The sequence below is a fragment of the Streptomyces mauvecolor genome, from assembly GCF_039532965.1.
GTDB classification, from domain to species: domain Bacteria; phylum Actinomycetota; class Actinomycetes; order Streptomycetales; family Streptomycetaceae; genus Streptomyces; species Streptomyces violascens.
On the sequence record NZ_BAAASQ010000012.1, the window covers coordinates 278,023 to 303,590 of the forward strand.

26 protein-coding genes are annotated in these 25,568 nt (G+C 71.5%); 16 read left to right on the forward strand and 10 right to left on the reverse strand.

The genetic code is table 11. The annotated features are described in order from the left end of the window. Window positions 1-100 precede the first annotated feature (100 nt). Entirely contained in the window at window positions 101-868 is a 768-nt protein-coding gene (locus ABD346_RS18100) for an SDR family oxidoreductase (RefSeq protein ID WP_344375955.1), read from the forward strand. Window positions 869-927: 59 nt separating this feature from the next. On the opposite strand, the gene ABD346_RS18105 is transcribed toward ABD346_RS18100, so the two are convergent. From ABD346_RS18105 to ABD346_RS18135, 7 genes are all read right to left on the reverse strand, one after another. Beyond that, the gene (locus ABD346_RS18105; RefSeq protein ID WP_344375958.1) at window positions 928-2,130 is read right to left on the reverse strand and encodes an NAD(P)/FAD-dependent oxidoreductase; all 1,203 of its coding nucleotides are present in this window, start codon (window positions 2,128-2,130) and stop codon (window positions 928-930) included. 93 nt (window positions 2,131-2,223) lie between these two features. Beyond that, a complete protein-coding gene (locus tag ABD346_RS18110; RefSeq protein ID WP_344375960.1) occupies window positions 2,224-3,168 on the reverse strand; it encodes an RNA polymerase sigma-70 factor in 945 nt (314 codons plus the stop codon). 152 nt (window positions 3,169-3,320) lie between these two features. Further along, a complete protein-coding gene (locus ABD346_RS18115; protein ID WP_344375961.1) occupies window positions 3,321-3,734 on the reverse strand; it encodes a nuclear transport factor 2 family protein in 414 nt (137 codons plus the stop codon). A gap of 150 nt (window positions 3,735-3,884) precedes the next feature. Further along, entirely contained in the window at window positions 3,885-4,667 is a 783-nt protein-coding gene (locus ABD346_RS18120; RefSeq protein ID WP_344375963.1) for a helix-turn-helix transcriptional regulator, read from the reverse strand. 31 nt (window positions 4,668-4,698) lie between these two features. Next, window positions 4,699-6,402: an amidohydrolase gene (locus ABD346_RS18125; protein WP_344375965.1), complete on the reverse strand. Its 1,704-nt coding sequence runs from the start codon at window positions 6,400-6,402 to the stop codon at window positions 4,699-4,701. Window positions 6,403-6,558: 156 nt separating this feature from the next. Further along, window positions 6,559-7,302, reverse strand: a complete 744-nt coding sequence (locus ABD346_RS18130; protein WP_344375967.1) for a VOC family protein — start codon at window positions 7,300-7,302, stop codon at window positions 6,559-6,561. Window positions 7,303-7,380: 78 nt separating this feature from the next. Next, window positions 7,381-8,295 carry a LysR family transcriptional regulator gene (locus tag ABD346_RS18135; protein ID WP_344375968.1) on the reverse strand — a complete coding sequence of 305 codons (915 nt, stop codon included), beginning with the start codon at window positions 8,293-8,295 and terminating at the stop codon, window positions 7,381-7,383. Between the two features lie 108 nt (window positions 8,296-8,403). Here ABD346_RS18135 and ABD346_RS18140 point away from each other — a divergent pair, with 108 nt between their 5' ends. The 9 genes from ABD346_RS18140 to ABD346_RS18180 all read left to right on the forward strand — a co-directional run bounded on the left by ABD346_RS18140 (window position 8,404) and on the right by ABD346_RS18180 (window position 17,204). Further along, window positions 8,404-9,246 carry an oxidoreductase gene (locus ABD346_RS18140; protein WP_344375971.1) on the forward strand — a complete coding sequence of 281 codons (843 nt, stop codon included), beginning with the start codon at window positions 8,404-8,406 and terminating at the stop codon, window positions 9,244-9,246. Window positions 9,247-9,596: 350 nt separating this feature from the next. After that, the gene (locus ABD346_RS18145) at window positions 9,597-10,415 is read left to right on the forward strand and encodes a S1 family peptidase (protein ID WP_344375973.1); all 819 of its coding nucleotides are present in this window, start codon (window positions 9,597-9,599) and stop codon (window positions 10,413-10,415) included. A 148-nt stretch (window positions 10,416-10,563) separates the two neighbouring features. Continuing rightward, window positions 10,564-11,235: a HEAT repeat domain-containing protein gene (locus ABD346_RS18150; protein WP_344375975.1), complete on the forward strand. Its 672-nt coding sequence runs from the start codon at window positions 10,564-10,566 to the stop codon at window positions 11,233-11,235. A 3-nt stretch (window positions 11,236-11,238) separates the two neighbouring features. Further along, window positions 11,239-12,237: a MerR family transcriptional regulator gene (locus ABD346_RS18155; RefSeq protein ID WP_344375977.1), complete on the forward strand. Its 999-nt coding sequence runs from the start codon at window positions 11,239-11,241 to the stop codon at window positions 12,235-12,237. A 68-nt stretch (window positions 12,238-12,305) separates the two neighbouring features. Beyond that, a complete protein-coding gene (gene argC / locus ABD346_RS18160) occupies window positions 12,306-13,337 on the forward strand; it encodes an N-acetyl-gamma-glutamyl-phosphate reductase (protein WP_344375978.1) in 1,032 nt (343 codons plus the stop codon). Next, window positions 13,334-14,491, forward strand: coding sequence for a bifunctional glutamate N-acetyltransferase/amino-acid acetyltransferase ArgJ (gene argJ / locus ABD346_RS18165; protein ID WP_344375980.1), 1,158 nt, complete (start codon window positions 13,334-13,336; stop codon window positions 14,489-14,491). The genes argC and argJ overlap by 4 nt, the downstream gene beginning before the upstream one ends. 49 nt (window positions 14,492-14,540) lie before the next feature. Next, window positions 14,541-15,461, forward strand: a complete 921-nt coding sequence (argB, locus tag ABD346_RS18170; protein ID WP_344375982.1) for an acetylglutamate kinase — start codon at window positions 14,541-14,543, stop codon at window positions 15,459-15,461. Between the two features lie 35 nt (window positions 15,462-15,496). Further along, window positions 15,497-16,654 carry an acetylornithine transaminase gene (locus ABD346_RS18175; protein WP_344376267.1) on the forward strand — a complete coding sequence of 386 codons (1,158 nt, stop codon included), beginning with the start codon at window positions 15,497-15,499 and terminating at the stop codon, window positions 16,652-16,654. Window positions 16,655-16,661: 7 nt separating this feature from the next. Continuing rightward, window positions 16,662-17,204, forward strand: a complete 543-nt coding sequence (locus ABD346_RS18180; RefSeq protein ID WP_053723584.1) for an arginine repressor — start codon at window positions 16,662-16,664, stop codon at window positions 17,202-17,204. A gap of 48 nt (window positions 17,205-17,252) precedes the next feature. Here ABD346_RS18180 and ABD346_RS18185 read toward each other — a convergent pair whose 3' ends face one another. After that, window positions 17,253-17,945, reverse strand: coding sequence for a L,D-transpeptidase family protein (locus ABD346_RS18185; protein ID WP_344375985.1), 693 nt, complete (start codon window positions 17,943-17,945; stop codon window positions 17,253-17,255). Between the two features lie 276 nt (window positions 17,946-18,221). On the opposite strand from ABD346_RS18185, the gene argH reads away from it, so the two are divergent. The 3 genes from argH to ABD346_RS18200 all read left to right on the forward strand — a co-directional run bounded on the left by argH (window position 18,222) and on the right by ABD346_RS18200 (window position 21,803). Further along, entirely contained in the window at window positions 18,222-19,649 is a 1,428-nt protein-coding gene (gene argH, locus ABD346_RS18190; protein WP_344375987.1) for an argininosuccinate lyase, read from the forward strand. A gap of 70 nt (window positions 19,650-19,719) precedes the next feature. Continuing rightward, the gene (locus ABD346_RS18195) at window positions 19,720-20,271 is read left to right on the forward strand and encodes a TetR/AcrR family transcriptional regulator (protein WP_344375988.1); all 552 of its coding nucleotides are present in this window, start codon (window positions 19,720-19,722) and stop codon (window positions 20,269-20,271) included. A 38-nt stretch (window positions 20,272-20,309) separates the two neighbouring features. Further along, window positions 20,310-21,803 (forward strand): MFS transporter, encoded by a 1,494-nt coding sequence (locus ABD346_RS18200; RefSeq protein WP_344376269.1) that lies wholly within the window; start codon window positions 20,310-20,312, stop codon window positions 21,801-21,803. Window positions 21,804-21,941: 138 nt separating this feature from the next. On the opposite strand, the gene ABD346_RS18205 is transcribed toward ABD346_RS18200, so the two are convergent. Next, a complete protein-coding gene (locus tag ABD346_RS18205; RefSeq protein ID WP_381226118.1) occupies window positions 21,942-22,562 on the reverse strand; it encodes a lysophospholipid acyltransferase family protein in 621 nt (206 codons plus the stop codon). A 317-nt stretch (window positions 22,563-22,879) separates the two neighbouring features. Between ABD346_RS18205 and ABD346_RS18210 the strand changes: the two genes are divergently transcribed. From ABD346_RS18210 to ABD346_RS18220, 3 genes are all read left to right on the forward strand, one after another. Beyond that, a complete protein-coding gene (locus ABD346_RS18210) occupies window positions 22,880-24,037 on the forward strand; it encodes a glycerophosphodiester phosphodiesterase (RefSeq protein ID WP_344375990.1) in 1,158 nt (385 codons plus the stop codon). A gap of 83 nt (window positions 24,038-24,120) precedes the next feature. Then, window positions 24,121-24,615, forward strand: a complete 495-nt coding sequence (locus ABD346_RS18215; protein ID WP_053723592.1) for a sigma-70 RNA polymerase sigma factor region 4 domain-containing protein — start codon at window positions 24,121-24,123, stop codon at window positions 24,613-24,615. A 36-nt stretch (window positions 24,616-24,651) separates the two neighbouring features. Next, window positions 24,652-25,155 carry a GNAT family N-acetyltransferase gene (locus ABD346_RS18220; protein WP_344375993.1) on the forward strand — a complete coding sequence of 168 codons (504 nt, stop codon included), beginning with the start codon at window positions 24,652-24,654 and terminating at the stop codon, window positions 25,153-25,155. On the opposite strand, the gene ABD346_RS18225 is transcribed toward ABD346_RS18220, so the two are convergent. Beyond that, the gene (locus ABD346_RS18225; protein WP_189962161.1) at window positions 25,152-25,568 is read right to left on the reverse strand and encodes a hypothetical protein; all 417 of its coding nucleotides are present in this window, start codon (window positions 25,566-25,568) and stop codon (window positions 25,152-25,154) included. The genes ABD346_RS18220 and ABD346_RS18225 overlap by 4 nt on opposite strands.

The following is a 25,568-nucleotide window of genomic DNA, read 5'->3' on the forward strand; positions in this document are numbered from 1 at the left end:
TGTCACATCCCCGCACCGCCCGGTGTCAGAGCAGCAGATCCACCCGACCGGGCGGAACGCGGCGGGGCCGGGCCCCCGCACCGGACAAGCTGGAGCAGCCATGACATCGACGTCCCCCATCCTCGTCACCGGCGGCACGGGCACGCTGGGCGGCCACGTCGTCCCCCTGCTGCGCGCGGCGGGCCGCGACGTGCGGGTCCTCACCCGGCAGGAGCGCCCGTCCGCGGACGGCATCGAGTACGTGACCGCCGACCTGCTCAAGGACGAGGGCATCGAAGCGGCGCTCGACGGGGTCGAGACGGTCCTGCACCTCGCGGGCGGCGCCAAGGGCGACGACGAGGCGACCCGCAACCTCGTACGCGCCGCGAAGCGGGCCGGGGTGCGGTACCTGGTCTACATCTCCGTCATCGGTACGGACACGATGCCGCTGGCCTACTTCAGGTCCAAGCTCGGGGCCGAGCGGGCCATCGCCGAATCCGGCATCCCGTACACCACACTGCGCGCCGCCCAGTTCCACGACCTGACCCTCACCGTCGTGTCGAAGATGGCGAAGCTGCCGGTGGTGCCCTGCCCGGGCGGCCTCCGCTTCCAGCCGGTCGACTCGCGCGAAGTGGCAAGCAGGCTGGTCGAGTTGACGCTGGGGGACCCGGCCGGGCTTGTGCCGGACCTGACAGGCCCGAAGGTGTACGCGATGGCCGACCTGGCCCGCGGTTACCTCGCGGCACGCGGCAGCCGCCGCCCGATGCTGCCGATCCGCCTCCCGGGAAAGACGGGCCGCGCGTACCGGGCGGGCGAGAACCTGTCCCTGGAGCGGGCGACGGTGGGCAGCCGCACGTGGGAGGCGTTCCTGTCGGAGCGGGTGGGTTAGGGCGGGGCGGAAGGGGGCGCCCTCGCGGGGAGGGGCTCCCCTTCCGACGTGCCTGACGGTCAGGCGGGCGCCTCGACCGCCGGGTCCACCCCGGCCGGCTCGCGCACCACGACGGGGCGGCGCCGGGCCGGCATCCCGAGCAGCGGGTTGGCGACGCCCCAGGCCGCGCCCTTGCAGACCAGTTCCTTGTACAGGGCGGCGAACCGCCCCGTCAGGGCCGCCCGGACGGCACGGTCGTCGGCGGTGACGTACTGGACCAGGCCCTCCTTGCGGCCCAGCGAGATGCACTGGTTGAAGTAGCGCAGCGGCACGTTCGGGAGCTTTCCGCCGGTCAGGCGGGCCGCGATGGCGTCGGCGGCCTGCCACGCCATGGGGGTGCCCGAGGCGCACGACATCCGCAGCGGCTTGTCGCCGGGGCCCATCGCCATGGCCGCGTCACCGATGGCGTACACGTCCGGGTGCGAGACGGACCGCATGGTCGCGTCGACCACGATCCGGCCCGTGCCGGTGACCTCCAGGGTGGTGGCCCGCGCGATCGGGTGGACGGCGAAGCCGGTGGTCCACACGGTGACCGCGGCCGGGATGAACGTGCCGTCGGCGGTGGCCACTTGGCCGTCCTCGACGCCGGTGACATCGACGTTCTCGTACGCGGTGATGCCCAGCCTGCCGAAGACGACTTGCAGGTGACGGCGGCCCTTGGGCGAGAGCCAGTCGCCGAGGCCGCCGCGGGCGGCGAGGGCGACATCGAGGTCCGGGCGGGCCTCGGCGATCTCGGTCGCGGCCTCGATGCCGGTGAGACCGCCGCCGACGACGACCACGGACTCCCCGCCCGCCAGCCGGGCGAGGCGCTCGCGCAGCCGCAGCGCGCCGGGGCGGCTCGCGATCTGGTGGGCGTGCTCGGCGGCGCCGGGGACGCCCTGGTCGTTCCAGGCACTCCCCAGGGCGTACACGAGCGTGTCGTACGACAACTGCTGCCCGGCGCCGTCGCCATCGACGACGGAGACGGTCCTGCGATCGGCGTCGACCGCGGTGACCCGCGCGAACTTCAGCGCGACGCCGGTGCCCGCGAACATCTCGGCGAGGGGCCGGGGCCTGAGGTCCTGGCCGGCCGCGAGCTGGTGCAGCCGGACCCGCTCGACGAAGTCGGGCTCGGCGTTGACGAGGGTGATGGCGACGTCTTCGCGCCGCAGCCGCTTGGCGAGCCGCCCGGCGGCGATGGCTCCGCTGTATCCGGCTCCGAGGACGATGATGCGGTGCTGCATATCCCTGCTCCTGTCTCGCACGGTTTCGCCCCTTGAACCGGGCAGCCCGCAGTTTCCTGACAGGAAGGTGATGTGAACCAGGTCACACATGGGTCAGAAGGCGATGAACAGGGGCTCCCCGTGTTCGGAGGCCGCCCACCGCTCGGTGGCGCGTCCGAGCTTGTCGGGGTTGACCTGGTTGCGGACGGCGGAGATGCCCTCGGCGGTGACCTCGATGCACATGACGCCGACGACCCGGCCGTCGACGACCGCCACGACGGCGGGGCCGCCGTTGGCGGCGGCGGCGTAGACCTCGGCCGAGCCGCCGATCAGGGCACGCTTGGCCTTGCCGGGCTTGAACAGGCCCCGCAGGAACTTCGCGACCGCGACAGCACCCTCGAAGGCCTTCGCGCGGGCCGGGATCTTTCCGCCGCCGTCGCCGACGGAGATGGCGTCCTGGGTGAGGAGCTTGACGAGCGGCTCGGTCCGGCCGCTGGTGGCGGCCGCGAGGAACTCGTCCACGATCCGCCGTGCGGCGGCCTCGTCGATCTCGGTACGGGCCTTGCCCTCGGCGATGTGCTTCTTGGCGCGGTGGAAGACCTGCTGGGCGGAGGCCTCGCTGATGTCGAGGATCTCGGCGATCTCCCGGTGCGCGTACGCGAATGCCTCCCGCAGCACGTACACGGCCCGCTCGTTGGGGGAGAGGCGCTCAAGCAGCGCGAGGACGGCGTAGGACACGGACTCCCGCTGCTCGACGGTGTCGGCGGGCCCGAGCATCGGGTCCCCTTCGAGCAGCGGCTCGGGAAGCCACTGCCCCACATAGGTCTCGCGCCGCGCGCGGGCGGAGGTGAGCTGGTTGAGGCACAGATTGGTGAGCACCTTCGTCAACCAGGCCTCGGGCACCTCGATGCGCTCGACGTCACTGGCCTGCCACCGCAGAAACGTCTCCTGCACGGCATCCTCGGCCTCGCCGGCAGAGCCGAGCAGGCGATAGGCAATGGCCTCAAGCCGCGGCCTGGCCGCCTCGAACCGGTCGACGTCATCCATGGTCAGGGCCATGGGGGGAGCTTAGCCCGGGTGAGGTGCGGGGGTGTGGGGTTGTGGGTGTGCGTCCTCGGCCCGCGGCTCACCGGCTCGCTCCGCGCCGTGGCCATCGCCCGGAACGGTGAACCGGCACTCCGGATTCGATGGCGGGGACCTGCGCGGCGTCCTCAGTCCATCAACTCCGGCGCGAAGTAGTCCCGCAGCCGAGCGATCTTCCCGTCGCGGATGCGGAAGATCTGTACGAGCGAGACCGACACGTCGTCCTCGTCTCCCGCTCCGTCGAAGACCGTGTCGATTTCGGCGATGAACACGTCGGGGTCGGCGGTGGTGTGCAGCACGTATCCGGATTTCTCCAGGTTCGGGGTGCGGCCGTCCTTGCCCTGGAGTTCGTAGTACGCGGCCATCGCGCGACGGATCTCCTCGCGACCCACCAGCCTCCTGGGGAACGCGGCGCCTTCGGGCATGAGGGGCGCCTCGAAGACGCCGTCCGCGGTGAAGAGCTCGGCAAAGGCATCGGCGTTCCGGGTCATGGCGCCGGCGTGGACGCAACTCTGGAAGATCTCTTGGGCTGTTCGGGACATGGCGGGCTCCCTGGACTCGGGCAGGCGTGGAAGGCCACATCATCTCAACGGGGCTTCGGGGCAGGCGGTTTTCGGGAACGATCACGTTCTGCTGGGCCAACTTCCTTGCCCAGCAGCCTGGTTGACGCGAACGCGGGGTGGGTGGTGCGCTCAGGGCATGCCGGTGCCGCCGGTGGTGCCCTGCCCTGTGAGCCGGTCGACGGGCTTTCGCGGTTCGATCCCCCAAGCCGCCGCCCGCGCCGCGGCCGCCGCCCGGTTGGGGAGGTCCAGTTTCGCCAGGATGTGTTCGATGTGGGTGCCCACCGTGCGCGGGGTGATGTACAGGCGCTCGGCTATCTCGCGGTTGGTGCGGCCCGTGGTCAGCTCGGCAAGTACCTGGAGTTCCCGGGGCGAGAGCCCGCCGGGGCGGCCCTCGGCCGGGCGCGGGGCGACCGTCGCCGCCAGCGACTCCGTGAGCAGGGTGATCACCGCGCGGGCCGGGTCGGGGGTGTGCCGTGGCCGGCGGGTGCTGATGTTCAGCATGCCGACGTACCGGCCGTCCGCGGCGAACAGGCACTGGGCCACCCCGCCCTCGATGCCCAGGGGGGACAGGACGTCCTGGAAACCGGGCGATGCCGCCAGGAGCCGCGGGGGCACGTCCTGGAGCCACAGGCCGTCCCGGGCCGGGCCGCGGAGCACGGGGAACACCGGGTCGTCGTGGAGGCGGGTCTCGATGTAGGCGGTGGCGTCGTCCGGGTAGCTCCCGGCCAGGGTGGTGTGGCGCCGGCGCAGCGGATCCCACCTGGTCAGGGAGGCGTGGTCGTAGTCCAGTACCTCCGACAGTGCCGCCAGGACCGTGTCGACGCCGGCCGCGCCGCTCGCCGCGTTCCTGGCGGCCTCCCGGACATGGACCGCCGCGTCCAGGATGTCTGCTGTGCTCCGGTGCGCTGCCATCCGCCAAGGATGATCATGAGCCCGGAATGCGTCAATCGCGCAGGGTGTCGTGCACGATCCGGCCGTCCATGACGGTGAGCACGACAGGCATCGTCGGGATGTCGTGCGGGTCGGCGGCGAGCAGGTCCCCGTCGAGTACGCACAGGTCGGCCACCTTGCCCGGCTCGAGGGAGCCCTTCCAGCCGTCGGCGAAGTCCTGCCAGGCCGCGTCGATCGTGTACGTACGGATCGCCTCGGCAAGACCGATGCGCTGCTCGGGGCCGCTGACCCGGCCGGCCGCCTTCGACTCGCGCAGCACCATGGTGGCGACGCCCTGGCGCCAGTCCGGGTGCGTGACGGGGGCGTCGGACCCGCTCGCGACCCGTACGCCCGCGTCGATCGCGTCGCGGTAGGGCCACGCGTACGCGGCCCGCCCGGCGCCGACGAACTCCTCCTCCATGTCGGCGACGGTCCACTTGATGGTGGGGTTCATGTTGACGCCGAAGCCGTGCGCGGCAAGCACCTTCATGCTGTGCGCGGTGAGGAAGTCGCCGTGGATGACGTAGTGGCGGGCGTCGGGCCGCGGGTGCTCGGCCATGGCCGCGGCGAAGGCATCCGCGACGGTGTCGCAGGCCCGGTCGCCGGTGACGTGGACGCCCAGCTGGTACCCGGCGGCGTGGGCCTGCCCGATCATGGCCTGGATCTCGGCGATCCGCTCAGCGTCGTTCTCGCCGCCGACGCACAGCGAGCCGCAGCCGCCGCCGACGTACGGCTCGTGCATCCAGGCGGTCCTGTTGGGGACGATGCCGTCGGCGAAGATCTTGACCCCGTGGATCGCGAGCCGGCGCGGATCGGCGTCGCCGCACTCGCCGAGTCCGGTGAGCGTACGGGCGAACTCGTCGGCGGTGCTCGCCATTCCGGTGGGCAGGAGCAACACGCCTATGCGGGCGGTGAGTTCGCCGTCGGCGAGGAGCCCGCGGTAGACATCGAGGGTCTCCGCGCCGAGCGCGCCCCGCATGATGCCGTCGCCGCCGGGGCCGAGGCCGGGCTCGGTGTAGCTGGTCACGCCGAGCCGGGCGAGCGTGGCGAGGGCCGAGCGGACGGCGTCGGTCCGCTCCTGCCGGCTGAGCGGCGGCAGCGCGTTCTGGACCAGGGCCTGGGCCCCTTCGTGGAGCAGTCCGGTCGGCTCCCCGGCCGCGTCCACGACGATGGCCCCGCCGGGCGGCGCGACGGTGTGCCGGTCGATCCCGATGAGCTCCAGGGCCTTGGAGTTGACCCAAGTGGCGTGCCCGGAGAAGGAGTACAGGACGACGGGGTGGTCCGGGCTGACGGCGTCGAGGTCATGTCGCGAGGGCTGCCGCGAGGGATCGGCCACGCATTCGTCGAGGTAAGCGGTGTCCCAGCCGTGCCCCGTGACCCACTGCCCGCCCGGCACCCGCCCGACGGCCTCCGCCACCGCGGAGGCCGCGTCTGCCAGGGACGAGACGGCGGGATGGCCGAGGTCGAGCGAGAGCGGCGGCGTCGCCGTCCCGAAGGCACAGCCGTGCAGATGGGAATCGTTGATCCCGGGCAGCAGCGTCGCCCCGCGAAGGTCGACGACGCGGGTGCCGGGGCCGACGAGCGGCTCGACGTCGTCCCGCCCGCCGACGGCCGTGATGACGCCGCCGGTCACCGCCAGGGCCGAGGCCACGGAGAACTCCGCGTCGACCGTGACCACTTGCCCGCCGACGAACACCAGATCCGCATACGCGTCCACAGAGGATCCCTTCCAGAACCGGGCGCCCCCATGGCGGCCCGCGAACGATCTCTGTGGACTATGGCCGGGCCGCTCCCCTGCGCACATCGGTCGTTCCACCGATACGGGTGCCCGCGACGGTCCGGGCCCGCTCCCCGAGCGGGCCCGGACTCCGCGTCAGGACCCGCCCAGGACGCAGAACTCGTGCCCCTCGGGCGTCGCCATGCACGTCCACGAGACGTCGCCCTGGCCGAGGCCGACGTCGGTGGCGCCGAGGGCCCGCAGCCGGGCGACCTCCGCCGCTTGATCGTCGCCGGGGTACGGCAGCAGATCGACATGGACGCGGTCCGGCACGGTGTGCCCGTCGTGCGAGCGGAGGAATTCGAGATACGGGCCGACACCCTTGGCGGACCGCAGCACCGCACGGTCGTCGGTCACCTCGTGCAGCGTCCAGTCGATCGCCTCGTCCCAGAACCGGGCCATGGCCCGCGGATCCGCGCAGTCGACCACCACCGCGGCGATCGGACCGGTGTCCCGGTAGATCTCCCGGGGCTCCAGGACACAGAACTCGTTGCCCTCCGGATCGGCCAGGACCGTCCACGGCACGTCGCCCTGACCCACGTCGGCGGGCGTCGCGCCGAGCGCCGTCAGACGCGCGACGAGCTCCGCCTGATGGGCCGCGGAAGTGGTGGCGAGATCGATGTGGACACGGTTCTTCATCGGCGTCTTGGGTTCCGGGACGGTCACGACGTCGATGCATACGGCGGCCGGGTCCGGCCAGACGAACCCGCCGCCGGGTTCGACGTTGGTCACACCGGGTGCCTCGCTGGAGAGAACCCAGCCGAGCGCTTCCGCCCAGAACCGGCCGATCGCCGCGTCATCAAGGGCCTTTATGTTCACCTGAACAGGTCGCAATGCCATGCCGGCGACCCTATGCACCGAGCAGCGGCATCCGCACCCCGGTTGTGGCCGGCCGGCCGCGCCGCGCGACGGCTCGGCTCAGGAGGTGCGCGCTCGCACCTTTTCCGCCGCGGCCAGGTAGGCCAGGACCAGGGGCCGCACGTCGTCCCGGCGGGCGGCCACCGCCAGTTGGGACGGGGAGATGCCCCGGACCGGCACGGCGATCACCCCGTCCCGGACGACCAGCGGGGCGTTGCCGGTGGCGAGCAGTGCCACGCCCTGGCCGTTGGCGACCGCCTCGTACGTCTCCTCGGCGCTGCCCACCACCCCGCCGATCCGCGGCGCGACACCGTCCCGGGCGTCCAGGGCCAGCCAGTGGTCGCGCAGCGGGCCGGCCTCGGAAGGGAGGGCGAGTACGGGCTCGTCCAGGAGCTCGGCGAAGTCCACCGCCCCTTCGCCGTCGGCAGCGGCCCGCGCCGCGAGCGGGTGCCCCTGGGGGAGGGCCACAAGGCGTGGTTCCTCGGCCACCACCGCGTACCGGTAGCGGTCGCCGTCGGGCAGCGGCAGCCATACGAAGGCGACGTCACTGGAGCCGTCCGCCAACCCGGCGCTGGGATCTGCCCAGTTGACCTGCCGCAGGACGGGCTGTGCCCGCGGATGCCGGGAGATCAGCCGGGTCCGCAGGGCGGGCAGAAGGCCGCGGCCCGGGCTGGTGGACATGCCGATCACCAGGGTGTGCAGCTCGGCGGCCCGCGCCTCCTCCACCGCCGCCTCGGCGGCCTCCCATGCGGCCAGCATCCTGAGGGCGTGCGGCAGCAGGGCTTCCCCCACCGCGGTCAGCCGCACCATCCGCCGGTCCCGGTGGAACAGCGGCGCGCCGATCTGCTTCTCCAGCATCCGGATCTGCTTGCTGAGCGCGGGCTGCGAGACGAAGAGCCGCTCGGCCGCCCGGGTGAAGTTCAGCTCTTCGGCGACCGCGGCGAAGTAGCGCAGATCGCGTCCATGGACGTCCATAACTCATGGCTATCACAACAGGTCTTGGACGTGATCCCGGATCCGCATGAAGGATGGGATCCGTTGAGGGGGCCGTCCCGTACGGCAGTTGACCAAGGAGATGAAGAGATGACCGAGAACGGCAAGGTCTGGCTGGTCACCGGCGCGAGCAGCGGTTTCGGGCGGGCCATCGCCGAGGCCGCGGTCGCCGCGGGTGACACGGTGATCGGCACGGCCCGGCGGCCCGAAGCGCTGGCCGACCTGGTCGCCGCGCACCCCGACCGGGTGGAGGCGATCGGCCTGGACGTCACCGACGGCGGGCGGATCGACGCGGTGGCCGCCGACGTCCTGGCCCGCTACGGCCGGGTGGACGTGCTGGTGAACAACGCCGGGCGTACGCAGGTCGGGGCGTTCGAGGAGACCACGGACCGGGAGCTGCGCGACCTGTTCGAGCTGCATGTCTTCGGCCCGGCGCGGCTGACCCGGGCGCTGCTTCCGCAGATGCGGGAGCGGGGCAGCGGATCGATCGTGAACATGAGCAGCCTCGGCGGCCAGCTGTCCTTCGCCGGGTTCTCCGCGTACAGCGCGACCAAGGCGGCGCTTGAGCAGCTGTCGGAGGGGCTCGCCGACGAAGTGGCGCCGTTCGGCATCAAGGTGCTGATCGTGGAGCCCGGCGCGTTCCGCACCAACCTGTTCGGCAGGGACGCGGCCCACCTCTCCCCGGAGCACCCGGCGTACGCGGAGAAGGTCGGCGCCACCCGCAAAGCGGTGCAGGGCGGCGACGGCACCCAGCCCGGGGACCCGGCGAAGGCGGCGGCGGCGATCCGGCTGGCCCTGGACGCCGGGAACACCCCGCTGCGGCTCGCCCTCGGCGGCGACGCGGTGGACTCCCTCGTCGGGCACCTGGACTCGGTGCGGGCCGAGCTCGCCGCGTGGGAGAAGGTCTCGCGCGGGACGGACTTCGACCGATGACATCCCCGCTCAAGCCCACCGCTGCCTCCGCCGCATCCGAAGCGCGGGAGACGGCCCGGGCGGATCCACCGTGGTGCCCGGCGCCGCCCTGCCCGGCTTCTTCCTCGTCTCCCTCGACGCGTTGACCGTCACCGTCGCGTTGCCCGACATCGGCCCCGGCGCCATGAGGCCTGCCGGGTCCCGGCCGGCTCACTCCGGCCGAACCGGCCGCCCAGCGAGACGTCTCCGTCCCAAGGGCGGGGCGAGGGGGGGCTGTCCCTACCGAGTTCGGGCTTGCTACCCGGATGGCCCGGTGAATGTTGAACAAGCAGTGTGGAGGCGTCCGGATCCACGAGCGAAGGAAACCCTGGATGTTCAGTTTGAAGTCGGTCGGCCGACGTGGGGCGCGCACCGCTGCCGTCGGCGCTCTCGCCGTCGCCGCGTGCGCCACCCTGATGACCGGCAGCGCCGGAGCGATCGTCAACGGGACCGATCCCACCGAGCGCTACCCGTTCATGGCGACGATCCCGGAGTCGGCCCCGAAACAAGGTCTTTACGACGGCAGCTGCGGGGCGTCGCTGATCGATCCGCAGTGGGTGCTGACGGCGGCCCACTGCGTTCGGGGCGACGGCCTTGAGCTGGACGGCATCGTCCGGATCGGCAGCGAGGCACGGAAGTCCGGGGGGACCGTCAGGGCGATCGACCGGATCGTCGTCCACCCCGGCTATGCGAACGGCGACGGGAAGGCCGCCAACCGGGACGACCTCGCGCTGGTACGTCTGGACCGCCCGGTCACCGAGAAGCCCATCCGGATCGCGGAACGGCCCGGACGGCCCGGCACACCGACCCGCATCCTGGGATTCGGCACCACCAGCGACAGCGAGCTGAAGTTCGCGGAGCGGTTGCGGGAGCTCAGCACGCGCAGGGGCGCCGAGGCCGAATGTGCCCCCGGTTATGCGGACCGGACCCGGTTGTGCACGATCAGCCGTATGCCCGAGGCCATGGCGTGCTTCGGGGACTCCGGCGGGCCGCAGCTCCAGAAGGGCAGGCACGGACGGTGGGAGCTCGTCGGAGCCACCTCGGGCCCGGGCGCCCCCGGGGTCCCATGCTCGGCCGGGCCGGGCCTCTACACCAATGTGCCCGCCTACGCGGACTGGATCCGGCAGACCCTCAAGGGCACTGCCCGATGAAGGCCTGATGCCGGAGAGCCGCCGGGCGGCTTGTTGAGCCGGCCCATCGCCGAGGGCTGATCGACCGGCCCTCGCGCGGTGGGCCCTGGCCCTGTTTGACCTTGACACGGTGACAAGGCCTTCACTGCTTGCCAAGGAGGTGGTCTCCATGACGATCACGAAGCAGGACACGGATGCGGCGCGGGCGCTCCAGGGGCTGGAGGACGGCCGTTCGTCCGTGCGGCTGCGAGCCGCGCTGGCGCTCGGCACGGCGCCCGCCCCGCGCTTTGTCGACAAGCTCGTCGAGCGATGCGCGATCGAGCCCGAGTTCCTCGTCCGTGACATGCTGACCTGGGCTCTCACGCGCCACCCGGTGGCCATGACCCTGCCCGCGCTGATCGGCGAAGTCCGCTCGGAGCGTGCGCAGGCCCGGAGCCAGGCGCTGCACACGCTGTCCAAGATCGGGGACCGGCGGGCGTGGCCGGCGATCACGCGGACGCTGCTGTCCGACGCCGACGACGAGGTCGCTCGGAGTGCCTGGCGGGCCGCGGTCGTACTCGTACCGGAAGGCGAGGAGGCCGCGTTGGCCGTGGTGTTGGCGACGCAGCTAGGGCGCGGTGAGCGCGAGACGCAGCTCAGTCTCAGCCGGGCACTGGTCGCGCTGGGGGACGTGATCGCGCCGGCTCTGCTCGCTGCGACGACGGCCCCCGATCTGCGCGTACGCGCGCACGCACTCGCCACCCAACGGCTGCTGCGCGAGCCGGACGCCGGATTCGAGTTCGCGATCGAGGAGGCGAAGCGGGTCGTGGCTCTCGGCGGGTCCGGCCAGGGGGGACGATAAGGCGTGTTGATCGGTGAGGTGGCGCGGCGGTCCGGGGTCAGTGCCCGCATGCTCCGGCACTACGAGTCGCTCGGTCTGGTGCGGCCCTCGGGCCGCACCGGCTCCGGCTACCGGGAGTACTCCGAGCAGGACATCCGGCGGATCTTCCACATCGAGAGCCTGCGGTCGCTGGGTCTTTCGCTGCGCGAGATCGGACGCGCACTCGACGACCCCGACTTCACGCCCTCGGCGCTCGTCGACGACCTCATCGGCCAGACATGCGAACGCATCGCCGCCGAGACCGAGCTGCTCACGCGGCTGCGCCGGATCGATGCCGCCGGCCCCGCCGGCTGGGAGGACGTCCTCCAAGTCGTCGCACTCCTCCAGGCCCTGGGGTCGAAGAGCGCCGACGTGCGCCAGCGCGCGGCCCTTTCCTCGGCCGACGAGGTGCCGGTGGACGCCCTGGTCGAGGCGGTACTGAACGAGAGGGACCCGAACGTCGCCGGGGCCCTTCGATGGGCACTGGCGCGATCGGGCGACGACGGCCCGGCCCTGCTGGCCCGAGGCCTCGGCTCACCGGTGCCCGCGGTGCGCGAACGCGCCGTCCGGTCCCTCGCCGAGATGCCCGAAGGCGAGGCCGACACACACCTGCGCGATGCCCTTGCGAACCCCGACGCCGTGGTCCGCGGATACGCGGCTCTGGCGCTGGGAACGCGAGGGGCGGCCGACGCGGTCCCGACGCTCATCGACATGATCGTCGAGGGCAGGAACGACACCGACGCCGCCGACGCACTGAGCGTGCTGGCGAGCGACACGACCACGGCCGACCGGATCGCGACCGGGCTCGTCGACCGCCTCGCCCACGACGCCACGCGAGCACCCGCACGCGGACGGCTGACCCAGGCACTGGCGGGCATCCCGGGCACCCGGGCCTCCCGCGCCCTGGTGGAGCTGTCGCACGACACGGACCGTGCCATTGCGCTGACCGCGACGTACCTTCTTCGCCTGCGCGACGCCCGGTGACGGTCACCCCGCGCCTTTGCATAAAACTGCATCGCTGCGTATAGTCATGCCATCACCGAGGAGGAACGATGGCGGCGGTACGTGCGGCAGTGGCGGGGGCCAGTGGGTATGCGGGCGGGGAGCTCCTGCGTCTGCTGCTCGGGCATCCCGGGGTCGAGATCGGGGCGCTGACCGCGAACTCCAACGCCGGGCAGCTGCTCGGTTCGCTTCAGCCGCATCTTGTTCCGCTGGCCGGGCGCACGCTTGAGCCGACCACCGCCGAGGTGCTCGCCGGGCACGATGTCGTCTTTCTGGCGCTGCCGCACGGGCAGTCCGCGGCCGTGGCCGAGCAGCTGGGGCCGGACGTCCTCGTCGTCGACATGGGGGCCGACTTCCGGCTCCGGAACGCGGCCGACTGGGAGAAGTTCTACGGTTCGGCGCACGCCGGGTCCTGGCCCTACGGGCTGCCCGAACTGCCGGGCGCGCGGGCGGCGTTGGAGTCGACGCGGCGGATCGCCGTGCCCGGCTGCTACCCGACCGCCGTCTCCCTCGCGCTCTTCCCGGCGTACCGGGACGGCCTCGTGGAGAGCGACGCCGTGATCGTCGCCGCCACCGGCACCTCCGGCGCGGGCAAGGCGCTCAAGCCGCACCTGCTCGGCAGCGAGGTGATGGGCTCGATGTCCCCGTACGGGGTCGGCGGCGGGCACCGGCACACCCCCGAAATGATCCAGAACCTGAGCGCCGTGGCGGGCCAGGACGTCACCGTGTCCTTCACGCCCACCCTCGCGCCCATGTCCCGCGGCATCCTCGCCACCTGTTCCGCCAAGGCGAAGGACGGCGTCAGCGCCGAGAGCGTACGGGCCGCGTACGAGAAGGCCTTCGCGGACGAGCCGTTCGTGCACCTGCTCCCCGCGGGGCAGTGGCCCGCCACCGCTTCCGTGTACGGATCCAACTCCGTTCAGGTGCAGGTGGCGTACGACGAGAGCGCCGGGCGGGTCATCGCCATCAGCGCCATCGACAACCTCACGAAGGGCACCGCCGGCGGCGCGGTGCAGAGCATGAACATCGCCCTCGGACTCGACGAGTCGACGGGCCTTTCCACGATGGGAGTTGCGCCGTGAGCGTGACGGCAGCCAAGGGATTCACGGCGGCGGGCATCGCCGCCGGGATCAAGCAGAACGGCAACCCGGACCTGGCCCTCGTGGTCAACACCGGGCCCCGCCGCGCCGCCGCGGGCGTTTTCACCTCCAACCGCGTCAAGGCCGCTCCGGTCCTGTGGTCCGAGCAGGTGCTCAAGGGTGGCGAGGTGAGCGCCGTGATTCTCAACTCCGGTGGCGCCAACGCCTGCACGGGCCCCAAGGGCTTCCAGGACACCCACGCCACGGCCGAGAAGGTCGCCGAGGTGCTCGAAGGGCACAGCGCGGGCGAGGTCGCCGTCGCGTCCACCGGGCTCATCGGCGTGCTGCTCCCGATGGACAAGCTCCTGCCCGGCATCGAGCAGGCGGCCGCCGAACTCTCCCCGCACGGCGGCGAGAAGGCCGCCATCGCCATCAAGACCACCGACACCGTGCACAAGACCAGCGTGGTCACCAAGGACGGCTGGACCGTCGGCGGCATGGCCAAGGGCGCGGGCATGCTCGCCCCCGGCCTCGCCACCATGCTGGTCGTGCTGACCACCGACGCCGACCTCGACGCCGCCACCCTCGACAAGGCACTGCGCGACGCGACCCGGCAGACCTTCGACCGGGTCGACTCCGACGGCTGCATGTCCACCAACGACACCGTCCTGCTGCTCGCCTCCGGCGCTTCCGAACTCGTCCCGGAATACGGGGAGTTCGCCGAGGCCGTGCGGACCGTCTGCGACGATCTCGCGCGCCAGCTCATCGGGGACGCCGAGGGTGCCTCCAAGGACATCCGCATCGAGGTCGTGGGCGCCGCGAGCGAGGACGACGCCGTCGAGGTCGGGCGGTCCATCGCGCGGAACAACCTGCTCAAGTGCGCCATCCACGGCGAGGACCCCAACTGGGGCCGGGTGCTCTCCGCCATCGGCACCACGAAGGCCGCCTTCGACCCGGACCGGCTCAACGTCGCGATCAACGGCGTCTGGGTCTGCAGGAACGGCTCGGTCGGCGAGGACCGCGACCTCGTCGACATGCGCTACCGGGAGGTCAGGATCACCGCCGACCTCGCCGCGGGCGCCACCGAGCCCGTCGTCATCTGGGCCAACGACCTCACCGCCGACTACGTCCACGAGAACAGCGCGTACAGCTCATGAGCGCCCACCCGTCTCCCACCACCACCCTTCCAAGGAATGGGCTGCGCCCATGAGTACCCGTAAACACACCGCACTGCCCAAGGCGCAGACCCTCATCGAGGCGCTGCCCTGGCTGACCCGGCACCACGGCAAGACCGTCGTGATCAAGTTCGGCGGCAACGCCATGGTCGACGAGGAGCTGAAGGCCGCCTTCGCTCAGGACGTGGTGTTCCTGCGGCAGTCCGGCCTCAAGCCCGTCGTCGTGCACGGCGGCGGACCGCAGATCAGCGCCCAGCTCGACAAGCAGGGCCTGGTCAGCGAGTTCAAGGCGGGCCTCAGGGTCACCACGCCCGAGGCCATGGACGTGGTCCGGATGGTGCTCGCCGGGCAGGTGCAGCGCGAGCTCGTCGGGCTGCTCAATCAGCACGGGCCGCTCGCCGTCGGCATGACCGGCGAGGACGCCCACACCATCACCGCCACCCAGCACCGCCCCGAGATCGACGGCGAACTGGTCGACATCGGACGGGTCGGCCAGATCACCGCGATCGATCCGGGCGCCATCCAGGCGCTCCTGGACGACGGCCGGATCCCGGTCATCTCCTCGATCGCCCGCTCCCAGGACGACGGACATGTCTACAACGTCAATGCTGATACGGCGGCTGCGGCGCTCGCTGCGGCGCTGGGTGCCGAGACCCTGATGGTCCTCACCGACGTCGAGGGCCTGTACGAGGACTGGCCCAACAGTGACGACGTCATCAGCAAACTGACGGCCAGTCAGCTGGAGAAGCTCCTGCCCGAGCTCTCCACCGGCATGGTCCCCAAGATGGAGGGCTGCCTGTTCGCGGTGCGCAACGGGGTCAACACCGCGCGCGTGATCGACGGACGGGTCCAGCACTCGATCCTGCTGGAGATCTTCACGGACGAAGGCATCGGCACGATGGTCGTGCCCGACGGACAAGACGTACCGCACACACAAGGGGGAGCGCGGTGACCAACCAGGAGCTCGCACAGCGCTGGCAGCACGTCATGACGGACAACTACGGCACGCCGAAGCTCTCGCTCGTACGCGGCGCGGGCGCGACCGTGTGGGACGCGGACGGCACCGCGTACGCCGACTTCGTGGGCGGCATCGCGGTCAACGCGCTCGGCCATGCCCACCCTGCCGTCGTGCAGGCCGTGACCCAGCAGATCGCCTCGCTCGGCCACGTCTCGAACCTGTTCGTGGCGGAGCCGCCGGTGGCGCTCGCCGAACGCCTCGTCCAGCTCTTCGGCCGGCCCGGGCGTGTTTACTTCTGCAACTCGGGTGCCGAGGCCAACGAAGCCGCTTTCAAGATCGGCCGGCTGACGGGGCGTACCCACATGGTCGCTACCGACGGTGGCTTCCACGGCCGCACGATGGGCGCGCTCGCCCTCACCGGCCAGGAGGGCAAGCGGACGCCGTTCCTGCCGCTGCCCGGCGATGTCACGCACGTACCGTACGGAGACGTCGAGGCGCTGCGGGCTGCCGTCACCGAGGAGACCGCCTTCGTCATCATCGAGCCCATCCAGGGCGAGATCGGCGTGGCCGTCCCGCCGGCCGGCTACCTCAAGGCCGCCCGGGAGATCACCCGCGCCACCGGGACGCTGCTCGTCCTCGACGAGGTGCAGACCGGCATCGGGCGGACCGGCAGCTGGTTCGAGTACCAGCGGCACGAGGGCGTCGACCCGGACATCGTGACGCTGGCCAAGGGCCTCGGCGGCGGACTGCCCATCGGCGCGACGGTCGCCTTCGGTGCCGCGGCCGAACTGCTCAAGCCCGGCATGCACGGCACCACCTTCGGCGGGAACCCGGTCGCCTGCGCCGCGGGACTCGCCGTCATCGACACCCTGTCCGCCGACGGGGCGCTCGACCGGGTGAAGCGGACCGGTGAGAAGCTGCGCGCCGGAATCGAGGCGCTGGGGCACCCGTTGGTCTCCCATGTCCGTGGTGCGGGGCTGCTGCTGGGTATCGTGCTCAACGAGCCCCTCGCACCCCAGGTGCAGCAGGCGGCTCAGGATGCCGGCTTCCTGGTCAACGCGCCCGCCCCCGATGTCGTACGGCTCATGCCGCCGCTGATCATCGGTGACGCGGAGGCGGACGCGTTCCTCCAGGCCCTGCCCGGCGTTCTCGACACAGTCAACGGGGACGGACGATCCGGAGAATGAGACGACGATGACCGACGAGGCGCAGGACTTCGAGCCGGGCGGCCCCGCCGTACCGCAGACCCGCACCGCCCGCCACCGCCGGATCGTGGACATCCTCAACCGGCAGCCGGTGCGGTCCCAGAGCCAGCTCGCCAAGCTCCTCGCGGACGACGGGCTGAGCGTCACCCAGGCGACGCTCTCCCGCGACCTCGACGAGCTCGGCGCGGTGAAGATCCGCAACACCGGCGGCGAGCTGATCTACGCGGTGCCCAGCGAGGGCGGCTTCCGCACGCCGAAGGCGCCGCTCGGCGAATCGGCGAAGGAGGAGCGGATGCGCAGGCTCTCCGCTGAACTCCTCATCTCCGCCGAGGCCTCCGCCAACCTGGTCGTCCTGCGCACCCCGCCCGGCGCCGCCCAGTTCCTCGCCTCGGCCATCGACCAGGCCGAACTGCACGACATCCTCGGCACGATCGCGGGCGACGACACGCTCATGCTGATCAGCCGCGACCCGTCGGGCGGCCAGGCGCTCGCGGACCACCTGCTGCGGCTCGCCCAGAACGACCACCGCTGACGGGAGCTGGGGGCTTCGGCCCCCAACTGCCGCCCGGGGCAAGTGAGTTCAGTACCGGGTGATCGCGGTCGGCCCGCTCGTCGTGCCGATCGCGATGTGCGGGCGCCGCAGGGGATGCACCCACATCAGCACCCGGTCCATCGCCTCGGCGGACACCGACACACAACCGGCTGTCGCGCCGCGCCCGTTGACGTGCAGGAAGATCCCGGCGCCCCGGCCGCGCACCGGCCGCCCGTAGTTGAAGCCGATGACCAGCGCCCGGGCGTACTGGCTCGCGTACGCCGTCAGATGTTCCGACTCGCCTGCCCGGCAGTCCCGGGGCAGGCCCTCCACCCAGCGGTTGTATCTGCGGGACTCGTTGTCCTGGCACCACCAGGACTCATCCGTGGCGTGCCGGTAGGGATAGTGGATGCCGTGCGGCGCGGGCGCGACCCCGAAGGCGTACGGCAGCGTGAACAGGCCGGTCGGCGTGGTGTCGGTGCCCTGGACCCGGGAGTCGCCCTCGGCCAGGCCCTTCGCACCGAACCTGGCGGGCGCAGAGCCCGCCGCCACCCAGCGCCCGCCCCGCCGGTCCCACCAGGTGAGCGTGCCCGTGGTGGCCCCGAGGGAGGGTGCCTCGGCGGTGATCAGCTGACTTCCGCCACCGGTGTACGCCATCCGCTCGGGCAACGGCCGCGCGGGGTGCGCGGGCACGGCGAGCGGGACGAGCAGGGACGCGAGGAGCAGGGCAGCGATGCGCATGCTCCGGACCGTATGCGCACCCGCCGCACCCGGCCGCCCGAACCGGAGCGGGTTGCTCCGTACGCGCGATCCGCGTGAGCGTCGAGCCGTGCGCTGCCCGGCGGTCCGGCATCGGGTGCATTGACAGAACATACGGAACACTGCATAGTTATGCCTATCACCGAGATCGCCGCCAGGCGCGACTTCATGTGAGCGTGACCCGTTATACGGCCGCCTCCCCGTTCCTCCGCGGCGGGGAGGCGGTGGCACATCCATCCCTTCTGAGGAGCTTGAGCTGTGAGCAGCAACAACGGTGACGTCCGGCTCTGGGGCGCCCGGTTCGCCGACGGTCCCGCCGAGGCGCTGGCGAACCTGTCCGCGTCGGTCCACTTCGACTGGCGGCTCGCCCCGTACGACCTGGCGGGCTCCCGCGCGCACGCCCGTGTGCTCCACAAGGCGGGCCTGCTCACCGCCGACGAGCTCCAGCGGATGATCGCCGGCCTGGATCAGCTCGAAGCCGATGTCGCCGACGGCTCCTTCGTCGGCACCATCGCCGACGAGGACTGCCACACCGCCCTGGAGCGCGGCCTCCTGGAGCGCCTCGGCCCCGACCTCGGCGGCAAGCTGCGCGCCGGCCGGTCCCGCAACGACCAGATCGCCACGCTCTTCCGGATGTACCTGCGCGACCACGCCCGCATCATCGGCGGCCTGATCGCCGAGCTCCAGGACGCCCTGGTCGGCCTCGCCGAGGCGCACGCGGACGTCGCCATGCCGGGCCGTACGCACCTCCAGCACGCCCAGCCCGTCCTGTTCGCCCACCACATGCTGGCCCACGTGCAGTCGCTGTCCCGGGACGCCGAGCGGCTGCGCCAGTGGGACACCCGTACGGCCGTATCGCCCTACGGATCGGGCGCGTTGGCAGGCTCCTCGCTCGGGCTCGACCCGGAGGCCGTCGCCGCCGACCTCGGCTTCGAGCGCGGCTCGGTGGGCAACTCCATCGACGGCACGGCCTCGCGGGACTTCGTCGCCGAGTTCGCCTTCATCACCGCGATGATCGGCGTGAACCTGTCCCGGATCGCGGAGGAGATCATCATCTGGAACACGAAGGAGTTCTCCTTCGTGACCCTGCACGACGCCTTCTCGACCGGCTCGTCGATCATGCCGCAGAAGAAGAACCCGGACATCGCCGAGCTGGCGCGGGGCAAGTCGGGCCGCCTCATCGGCAACCTCACCGGCCTGATGGCGACGCTGAAGGCGCTGCCGCTCGCGTACAACCGGGACCTCCAGGAGGACAAGGAGCCGGTCTTCGACTCCTGCGACCAGCTGGAGGTGCTGCTGCCCGCCTTCACCGGGATGATGGCCACGCTCACCGTCAACCGGGAGCGGATGGAGGCGCTCGCCCCGGCCGGCTTCTCGCTCGCCACCGACATCGCCGAGTGGCTGGTCAAGCAGGGTGTGCCGTTCCGGGTCGCGCACGAGGTCGCGGGCGGGTGCGTCAAGGAGTGCGAGGCGCACGGCATCGAGCTGGACCAGCTCACCGACGAGCAGTTCGCCAAGATCTCCGAGCACCTGAAGCCCGAGGTCCGTACGGTCCTCAACGTGAAGGGCGCGCTCGCCTCCCGCAACGGCCGCGGCGGCACGGCGCCTTCTGCGGTGGCCGCTCAACTCGCCGAGGTCAAGGCCGACTTGAGGGTCCAGCACGACTGGGCGACCGCGAAGAAGTAGGTCCGTCGGAGCCGTCTGCGTCGATAGCCCGAGTGAGACGTTGATGTCTCACTCGGGCTATGGTTGTCTCATGACCGTGGATCGAGACCAGGTGCTCCGCACCGCCGCCGCCCTCCTCACCCGTAAAGCCACCGCCACCATGGACGAGGTCGCCCGCGCGGCCGGAATCGGCCGGGCCACCCTTCATCGCCACTTCGCCGGACGGGAAGCCCTGGTCAGGGCCCTCGAAGAACTCGGCATCCGGGAGCTTGAGGGCGCCCTGGACAAGGCCCGGCTCGACGAGGGCGAGGCCTCGGACGCGCTGCGCCGCATGGTCGCCGAGGTCGAGCCCGTCGCGGGCCTCCTCGCCTTCCTCGTCACCGAGAACCAGCTCTTCGAGGGCGAGCAGATGAACGCGGGCTGGGCCCGCATCGACACCCGCGTCTCGGCACTCTTCAAGCGCGGCCAGGAGCGGGGCGAGTTCCGCATCGACCTCACCCCGGCCTGGCTCACCGAGGCCCTGTACGGGCTGATCGGCGCGGGCGCCTGGGCCGTGCAGGACGGCCGGGTCGCCGCCAAGGACTTCCAGTACATGATCGCCGAGTTGCTGCTCGGCGGCGTACGGCGGAGCGTGGAGAAGTGACCGCAACCGAACCGCGGGAGCACCACGCCGTCGGCCGGATGGGCCGCTGGCTCGCGCTCGCGGTGCTCGTCCTCGCCGTGCTGCTCGTAGCCGTCGACGCCACCGTGCTCGGCCTCGCCACGCCCTTCCTCAGCGAGGACCTCAAGCCGTCCGGCACCCAGCTGCTGTGGATCGGCGACGTCTACTCGTTCGTCATCGCCGGACTCCTGGTCTCCATGGGCAGCCTCGGCGACCGCATCGGCCGCAAGAAACTGCTGCTCCTGGGCGCCGTGGCGTTCGGCGCGGTGTCCGTGCTCAACGCGTACGCATCGAGCCCGGAGATGATGATCCTGGCGCGGGCGCTGCTCGGCGTCGCGGGCGCGACCCTGATGCCGTCCACGCTCGCCCTGATCCGCAACATCTTCCACGACCCCCGGGAGCGCAGCCTCGCCGTGGGCATCTGGGGTGCCGCCGCGTCCGCGGGCGCCGCGGTCGGCCCGGTCGTCGGCGGGTTCCTCCTGGAGAACTTCTGGTGGGGCTCGGTCTTCCTGATCAACCTGCCGGTGATGGCTGTCCTGGTCCTGGTCGGCATCAAGCTGCTCCCCGAGTCGCGCGACCCGAACCCCGGTCCCTGGGACCTCATCAGCGTCGGGCTCTCCCTTGTCGGCATGGTCGCCGTGGTGTACGCGGTGAAGGAGGCCGCGGTCAACGGGTTCCGCTGGGACATCGCGGTGTCGGCCGTGCTCGGCATCGCCGCCCTCGTCTGGTTCGTACGCCGCCAGCGCACGCTGGATTCGCCGCTCCTGGACATCCGGCTCTTCCACCACCGGGGGTTCTCCGGGGCCGTACTGGCCGACCTGCTGACCATCCTCGGCCTGTCCGGGCTGGTGTTCTTCCTCTCCCAGTTCCTCCAGCTGGTCCAGGGACGCTCGCCGCTGGAGGCCGGGCTCATCGAACTGCCCGCCGCCGTCGGCGCGGTGGGCGCGGGGCTCGCGGCCGGCACGATCGCCCGGCGGGCCTCCGTGCGCAGCGCGGTCTCCGGCGGCCTCACGGCGGTCGCCCTGGCGCTGGCCGCCTGTGTGGCGCTCGGCGCGGACACCAGGGTGGTGTCCCTGGGCATCGCCCTGTTCGTGGGCGGGCTCGGCGCGGGCCTCGCCTTCACGGTGACGGCCGACGTCATCCTCTCCAGCGTGCCCAAGGAGCAGGCGGGCGCGGCATCGGCGGTCTCCGAGACCGCGTACGAACTCGGTGCGGCTCTCGGGATCGCTCTGCTGGGTTCGGTGGTGACCGGCATCTACCGGGGCTTCGAGACCCCGGCGGGCGTCCCCGCGGACGTCGCCGCCCAGGCTCACGACTCGCTCGGCGGCGCGGTAGAGGCGGCGGTACACCTTCCCCCCGCCCAGGCATCGGCGATGCTCTCCGCCGCGCGGGACGCGTTCACGTCCGGCTTCCAGACGGCGGCGGCGGTGGGGGCGGGGGTGCTCTTCGCCACGGCGATCGCGGCGTGGTTCCTGCTGCGGGGCCAGAAGCTGGCCGACGGGGTCGAGCACTGAGCCACTTGGTCCTGCCGGGAGCTCTTCAACTCGCCCGGACCCACAGGGGGGTGAGGGCAGCCCACCCCTGGCAGAGCTGGGGTCAAGGGAGTTGAGGGGGAGGGAGCACCCCGGGGTTCGGCACTCCGAGAAGCGCGGCTAGGCCGCCTTGGCCTTGGTGGCGTACATGTCTACGTACTCCTGGCCGGACAGCCGCATGACCTCGGCCATCACCGAGTCCGTCACCGCCCGCAGCACATACCGGTCCCGGTCCATGCCCTCGTAACGGGAGAACTCCATCGGCTCGCCGAAGCGGACCGTCACCTTGCCGGGGCGCGGCATGCCCGCACCGCCGGGCTGGAGCTTGTCCGTGCCGACCATCGCGAAGGGCACGACGGGCGCGCCCGTCATCAGGGTGAGCCGCGCGACGCCCGTGCGGCCCCGGTACAGGCGGCCGTCGGGGGAGCGGGTGCCCTCCGGGTAGATGCCGAACATCTGCCCGTTCTCCAGGACGCGGCGGCCCGTCATCAGCGCGGCCACACCGCCGTTGGCGCCGTCCCGGTCGACCGGGATCATGCCGACCCCGGTGAAGAACCAGGCCATGAGGCGGCCCTTGAGCCCCTTGCCCGTGACGTACTCGTCCTTGCCGATGAAGGACACCTGCCGGTCGCACACGATGGGCAGCACGATCGAGTCGATGAACGTCACGTGGTTTCCGGCGAGGATCACTGGACCGGTGCCCGGGATGTTCTCGGCGCCTTCCACCTGTGGGCGGAACATCAGGCGCATGATCGGTCCGAGCACTGCCTTGATGAGCGCGAAGCGGGACAACGGGCCCTCCGGAGTCGTCTGGGTGGGGGTGGGATGTCTGTGCAGGTGAGGACGATACTCGCGGGCCGCCGCTCATCGCACATCGGGTTCACGAAGTGGATACGCACTGTTGACATGTGTTTGGGCCAGGTTCGGCCCGTCTTCGTCCCCGCGTACCCATAAAGCATCCCGCTTTTCAGCTCGGTCCGCCTACGCTCGGTTCCTCGCTTTGACAGGTGCGGGACATATGCACAACACCAGTGGGAACAGACGACCGAGGAGTGTTCATGACTGACGGCGAGCGGATGAGTCCCGGACGGCGCACCGTGCTCGGGGCGGCGGGCGCGGCCGTCCTCGGTACCGCGGCCACCGGGCTCGCGGGGGCGCCGGCTTCGGCCGCCCAGCGCCACGGCGGCCCGGCCGCCTACCGCGACCTGCCCGTTCCGTACGTCATCGGACACCGCGGCACCGCCGGATACCGGCCCGAGCACACGCTCGGCTCCTACCAGCACGCCCTCGACCTCGGTGCCCAGGTCATCGAGCAGGACCTGGTGCCCACCAAGGACGGCCACCTGGTGTGCCGCCACGAGAACGACATCTCGGCCACGACGAACGTCTCCGACCACCCCGAGTTCGCGTCCCGCAGAACGACCAAGACCGTCGACGGCACGGCCATCACCGGCTGGTTCACCGAGGACTTCACGCTCGCCGAACTCAAGACGCTGCGCGCCAAGGAGCGCATACCGGGCAACCGCCAGCACAACACCCTGTACGACGGCCGCTGGGACGTGCCCACTTTCGAGGAGGTCCTGCGCTGGGCGCAGGAGCAGGGCCGCCGCCTCGGCCGCCGGATCTGGCTGCACTCCGAGACCAAGCACCCCACCTACTTCCGCGGCATCGGACTGCCCCTGGAGGACCGGGTCGCCGCCCTCCTGCGCCGCTACGGCCGCCACCGCGCCGACTCCCCGCAGTTCCTCGAATCCTTCGAGCCCAGCAGCATCCAGCGCCTTGCGAAGCTGGTCGACACGCCTTCGGTGGTGCTGCTCTCCAACGCGGGCACCAGGCCCTGGGACTTCGTGGTGAGCGGCGACCCGCGCACCGTCGACGACCTGGTCAGGCCCGCAGGCCTGGAGTGGATCGCCTCGTATGCCCAGGGCATCGGCCCCACCCTGGACCTGATCATCCCCAAGGACGCGTCGGGCCGGCTCACCAAGCCCACCACCCTCGTGCGGGACGCGCACGCGCAGGGGCTGATCCTGCACCCGTACACGATGCGCAACGAGAACACCTTCCTGCCCGCCGACTTCCGGCGCGGCACCGACCCCAACGGCTACGGGGACGCTTTCGGGGCATTCAAGACGTACTTCGCGACCGGTATCGACGCGGTGTTCTCCGACAACGCGGACACCGCGCTGCTCGCCGCCGCCGACTTCCGCAAGCACTGACGTCCCCACCCCTTTCACCCACGTACGAGTGAGAAGTGCCCGCCGCGGAAACCGGCTTCCGCGGCGGGTGCGTCCCGCCCGGCATGGATCTCGTCACAGAGCTCAGCCCGCTCGTCGCCGCCGAGGCCGCGGCCGAGGCACCCGGCACCGGGATGGATGCCGCCGACCTCGAACAGGCCGTCTGGCTAAGGCTGTTGGAGCAGCACCCGGCGGACCCCGTGCACTGGGTCCGCACCGCCGTGCGGGCCGAGGCGCGCCGCGCCCGCCGGCTGCGGCGCCAGGAGCGGCCGTACGGCAGCGCGCCCGCCGCCGACCCGGACCCCGGGCCCGAACTCGCCGCCATCACCGCCGAGCGGCGCCGCATCCTGCACGCCGCGATCGGCCGCACTCCGGGCAACTGCCCGCGCCTGCTTGCCGCGCTGCTCTCGCCCAAGGACCCCACCTACCGGGAAATCGCAGGGGAGTTGGATATCTCACAGGGCAGCCTGGGGCCGATGCGTTCCCGTTGCCTGGGATGCCTGCGCAGAATGCTGGCGGCGGAGGTTGCCGCTCCTGAACTCGGGGGAAAGGAGCGGTAGACAATCGGGGACCAGTTGAGCGAGAGGCATGCACACATGGGCATGAGCGTGACCATCTCTGCGGCCGGCGCACAGGATGCCGAGCAGATACTGAAGCTGCAGTACCTCTGCTACCAGAGCGAGGCCGAGCTCTACGGCGACTACTCGATCGAACCCCTCACCCAGACCCTCGACGGCCTCCGGGCCGAACTCTCCACGGGATACGCCCTGGTGGCACGGCTCGGCGACGAGGTCGTCGCCTCGGTGCGGGGTTCAGTCGACGCGTCCGGCACCGGTCGCATCGGCAAGCTGATCGTCCATCCCCGGATGCAGGGACACGGGCTCGGCGGGCGCCTGCTCGACGCCATAGAGGCCCACTTCGCGGCTGAGCTGGCCGCGAAGCGCTTCCGGTTGTTCACCGGTCATCGCAGCGAGTCGAATCTGCGGCTGTACCTTCGGCACGGGTACGCGGCCGTCGGCAGGGAGCCGGTCAGTGCGCGGCTCTCCCTCATCACCCTCGAGAAGGATGCGGCGGCTCAGGAGTTCGCTGCGAGCGCCTAGCGCTTGGCGCGCCTCAGCCACAGCATTCCCAGGACCGGGAGGATCACCGGGATGAAGAGGTAGCCCATTCCGTAGTCCGACCACACCGTCGCGTCCGGGAAGGCCGAGGCGTCCGCCAGGGTCCAGGTGCCGACGATCAGGACGAAGAGGAGCTCCGCCGCGCAGCACACCAGGGCTGCCCGGCGGGCCTTCTCGCCGCCGCGCACCAGCGAGTACGTGATGAAGCCGTACACGCAGGCCGCGATCGCGGACAGGACGTACGCCAGCGGCGCCTTGCCGAAGTCCAGGACCGTCTGGACGATCGAGCGGGACGCGGCGGCCACGGTGAACACCCCGTAGAACCAGACGAGCACCCGGCCGGGCCCGGAGCCGAGCTTGTGGTCGGGCGTGGTGTCAGTGGCGGACTCGGTCAC

What these genes read in the sequence shown, in the direction of transcription:
- ABD346_RS18200 (WP_344376269.1), top strand. Translation starts at nt 20,310, where the DNA reads ATGGGCCGCTGGCTCGCGCTCGCGGTGCTCGTCCTCGCCGTGCTGCTC.
- ABD346_RS18210 (WP_344375990.1), top strand. Translation starts at nt 22,880, where the DNA reads ATGACTGACGGCGAGCGGATGAGTCCCGGACGGCGCACCGTGCTCGGG.
- ABD346_RS18130 (WP_344375967.1), bottom strand. Translation starts at nt 7,302, where the DNA reads ATGGCATTGCGACCTGTTCAGGTGAACATAAAGGCCCTTGATGACGCG.
- ABD346_RS18105 (WP_344375958.1), bottom strand. Translation starts at nt 2,130, where the DNA reads ATGCAGCACCGCATCATCGTCCTCGGAGCCGGATACAGCGGAGCCATC.
- ABD346_RS18220 (WP_344375993.1), top strand. Translation starts at nt 24,652, where the DNA reads ATGGGCATGAGCGTGACCATCTCTGCGGCCGGCGCACAGGATGCCGAG.
- ABD346_RS18150 (WP_344375975.1), top strand. Translation starts at nt 10,564, where the DNA reads ATGACGATCACGAAGCAGGACACGGATGCGGCGCGGGCGCTCCAGGGG.
- argB (WP_344375982.1), top strand. Translation starts at nt 14,541, where the DNA reads ATGAGTACCCGTAAACACACCGCACTGCCCAAGGCGCAGACCCTCATC.
- ABD346_RS18140 (WP_344375971.1), top strand. Translation starts at nt 8,404, where the DNA reads ATGACCGAGAACGGCAAGGTCTGGCTGGTCACCGGCGCGAGCAGCGGT.
- ABD346_RS18180 (WP_053723584.1), top strand. Translation starts at nt 16,662, where the DNA reads ATGACCGACGAGGCGCAGGACTTCGAGCCGGGCGGCCCCGCCGTACCG.
- ABD346_RS18205 (WP_381226118.1), bottom strand. Translation starts at nt 22,562, where the DNA reads ATGTTCCGCCCACAGGTGGAAGGCGCCGAGAACATCCCGGGCACCGGT.
- ABD346_RS18115 (WP_344375961.1), bottom strand. Translation starts at nt 3,734, where the DNA reads ATGTCCCGAACAGCCCAAGAGATCTTCCAGAGTTGCGTCCACGCCGGC.
- ABD346_RS18100 (WP_344375955.1), top strand. Translation starts at nt 101, where the DNA reads ATGACATCGACGTCCCCCATCCTCGTCACCGGCGGCACGGGCACGCTG.
- ABD346_RS18195 (WP_344375988.1), top strand. Translation starts at nt 19,720, where the DNA reads ATGACCGTGGATCGAGACCAGGTGCTCCGCACCGCCGCCGCCCTCCTC.
- ABD346_RS18110 (WP_344375960.1), bottom strand. Translation starts at nt 3,168, where the DNA reads ATGGCCCTGACCATGGATGACGTCGACCGGTTCGAGGCGGCCAGGCCG.
- ABD346_RS18145 (WP_344375973.1), top strand. Translation starts at nt 9,597, where the DNA reads ATGTTCAGTTTGAAGTCGGTCGGCCGACGTGGGGCGCGCACCGCTGCC.
- ABD346_RS18135 (WP_344375968.1), bottom strand. Translation starts at nt 8,295, where the DNA reads ATGGACGTCCATGGACGCGATCTGCGCTACTTCGCCGCGGTCGCCGAA.
- ABD346_RS18175 (WP_344376267.1), top strand. Translation starts at nt 15,497, where the DNA reads ATGACGGACAACTACGGCACGCCGAAGCTCTCGCTCGTACGCGGCGCG.
- ABD346_RS18120 (WP_344375963.1), bottom strand. Translation starts at nt 4,667, where the DNA reads ATGGCAGCGCACCGGAGCACAGCAGACATCCTGGACGCGGCGGTCCAT.
- argC (WP_344375978.1), top strand. Translation starts at nt 12,306, where the DNA reads ATGGCGGCGGTACGTGCGGCAGTGGCGGGGGCCAGTGGGTATGCGGGC.
- ABD346_RS18215 (WP_053723592.1), top strand. Translation starts at nt 24,121, where the DNA reads ATGGATCTCGTCACAGAGCTCAGCCCGCTCGTCGCCGCCGAGGCCGCG.
- ABD346_RS18185 (WP_344375985.1), bottom strand. Translation starts at nt 17,945, where the DNA reads ATGCGCATCGCTGCCCTGCTCCTCGCGTCCCTGCTCGTCCCGCTCGCC.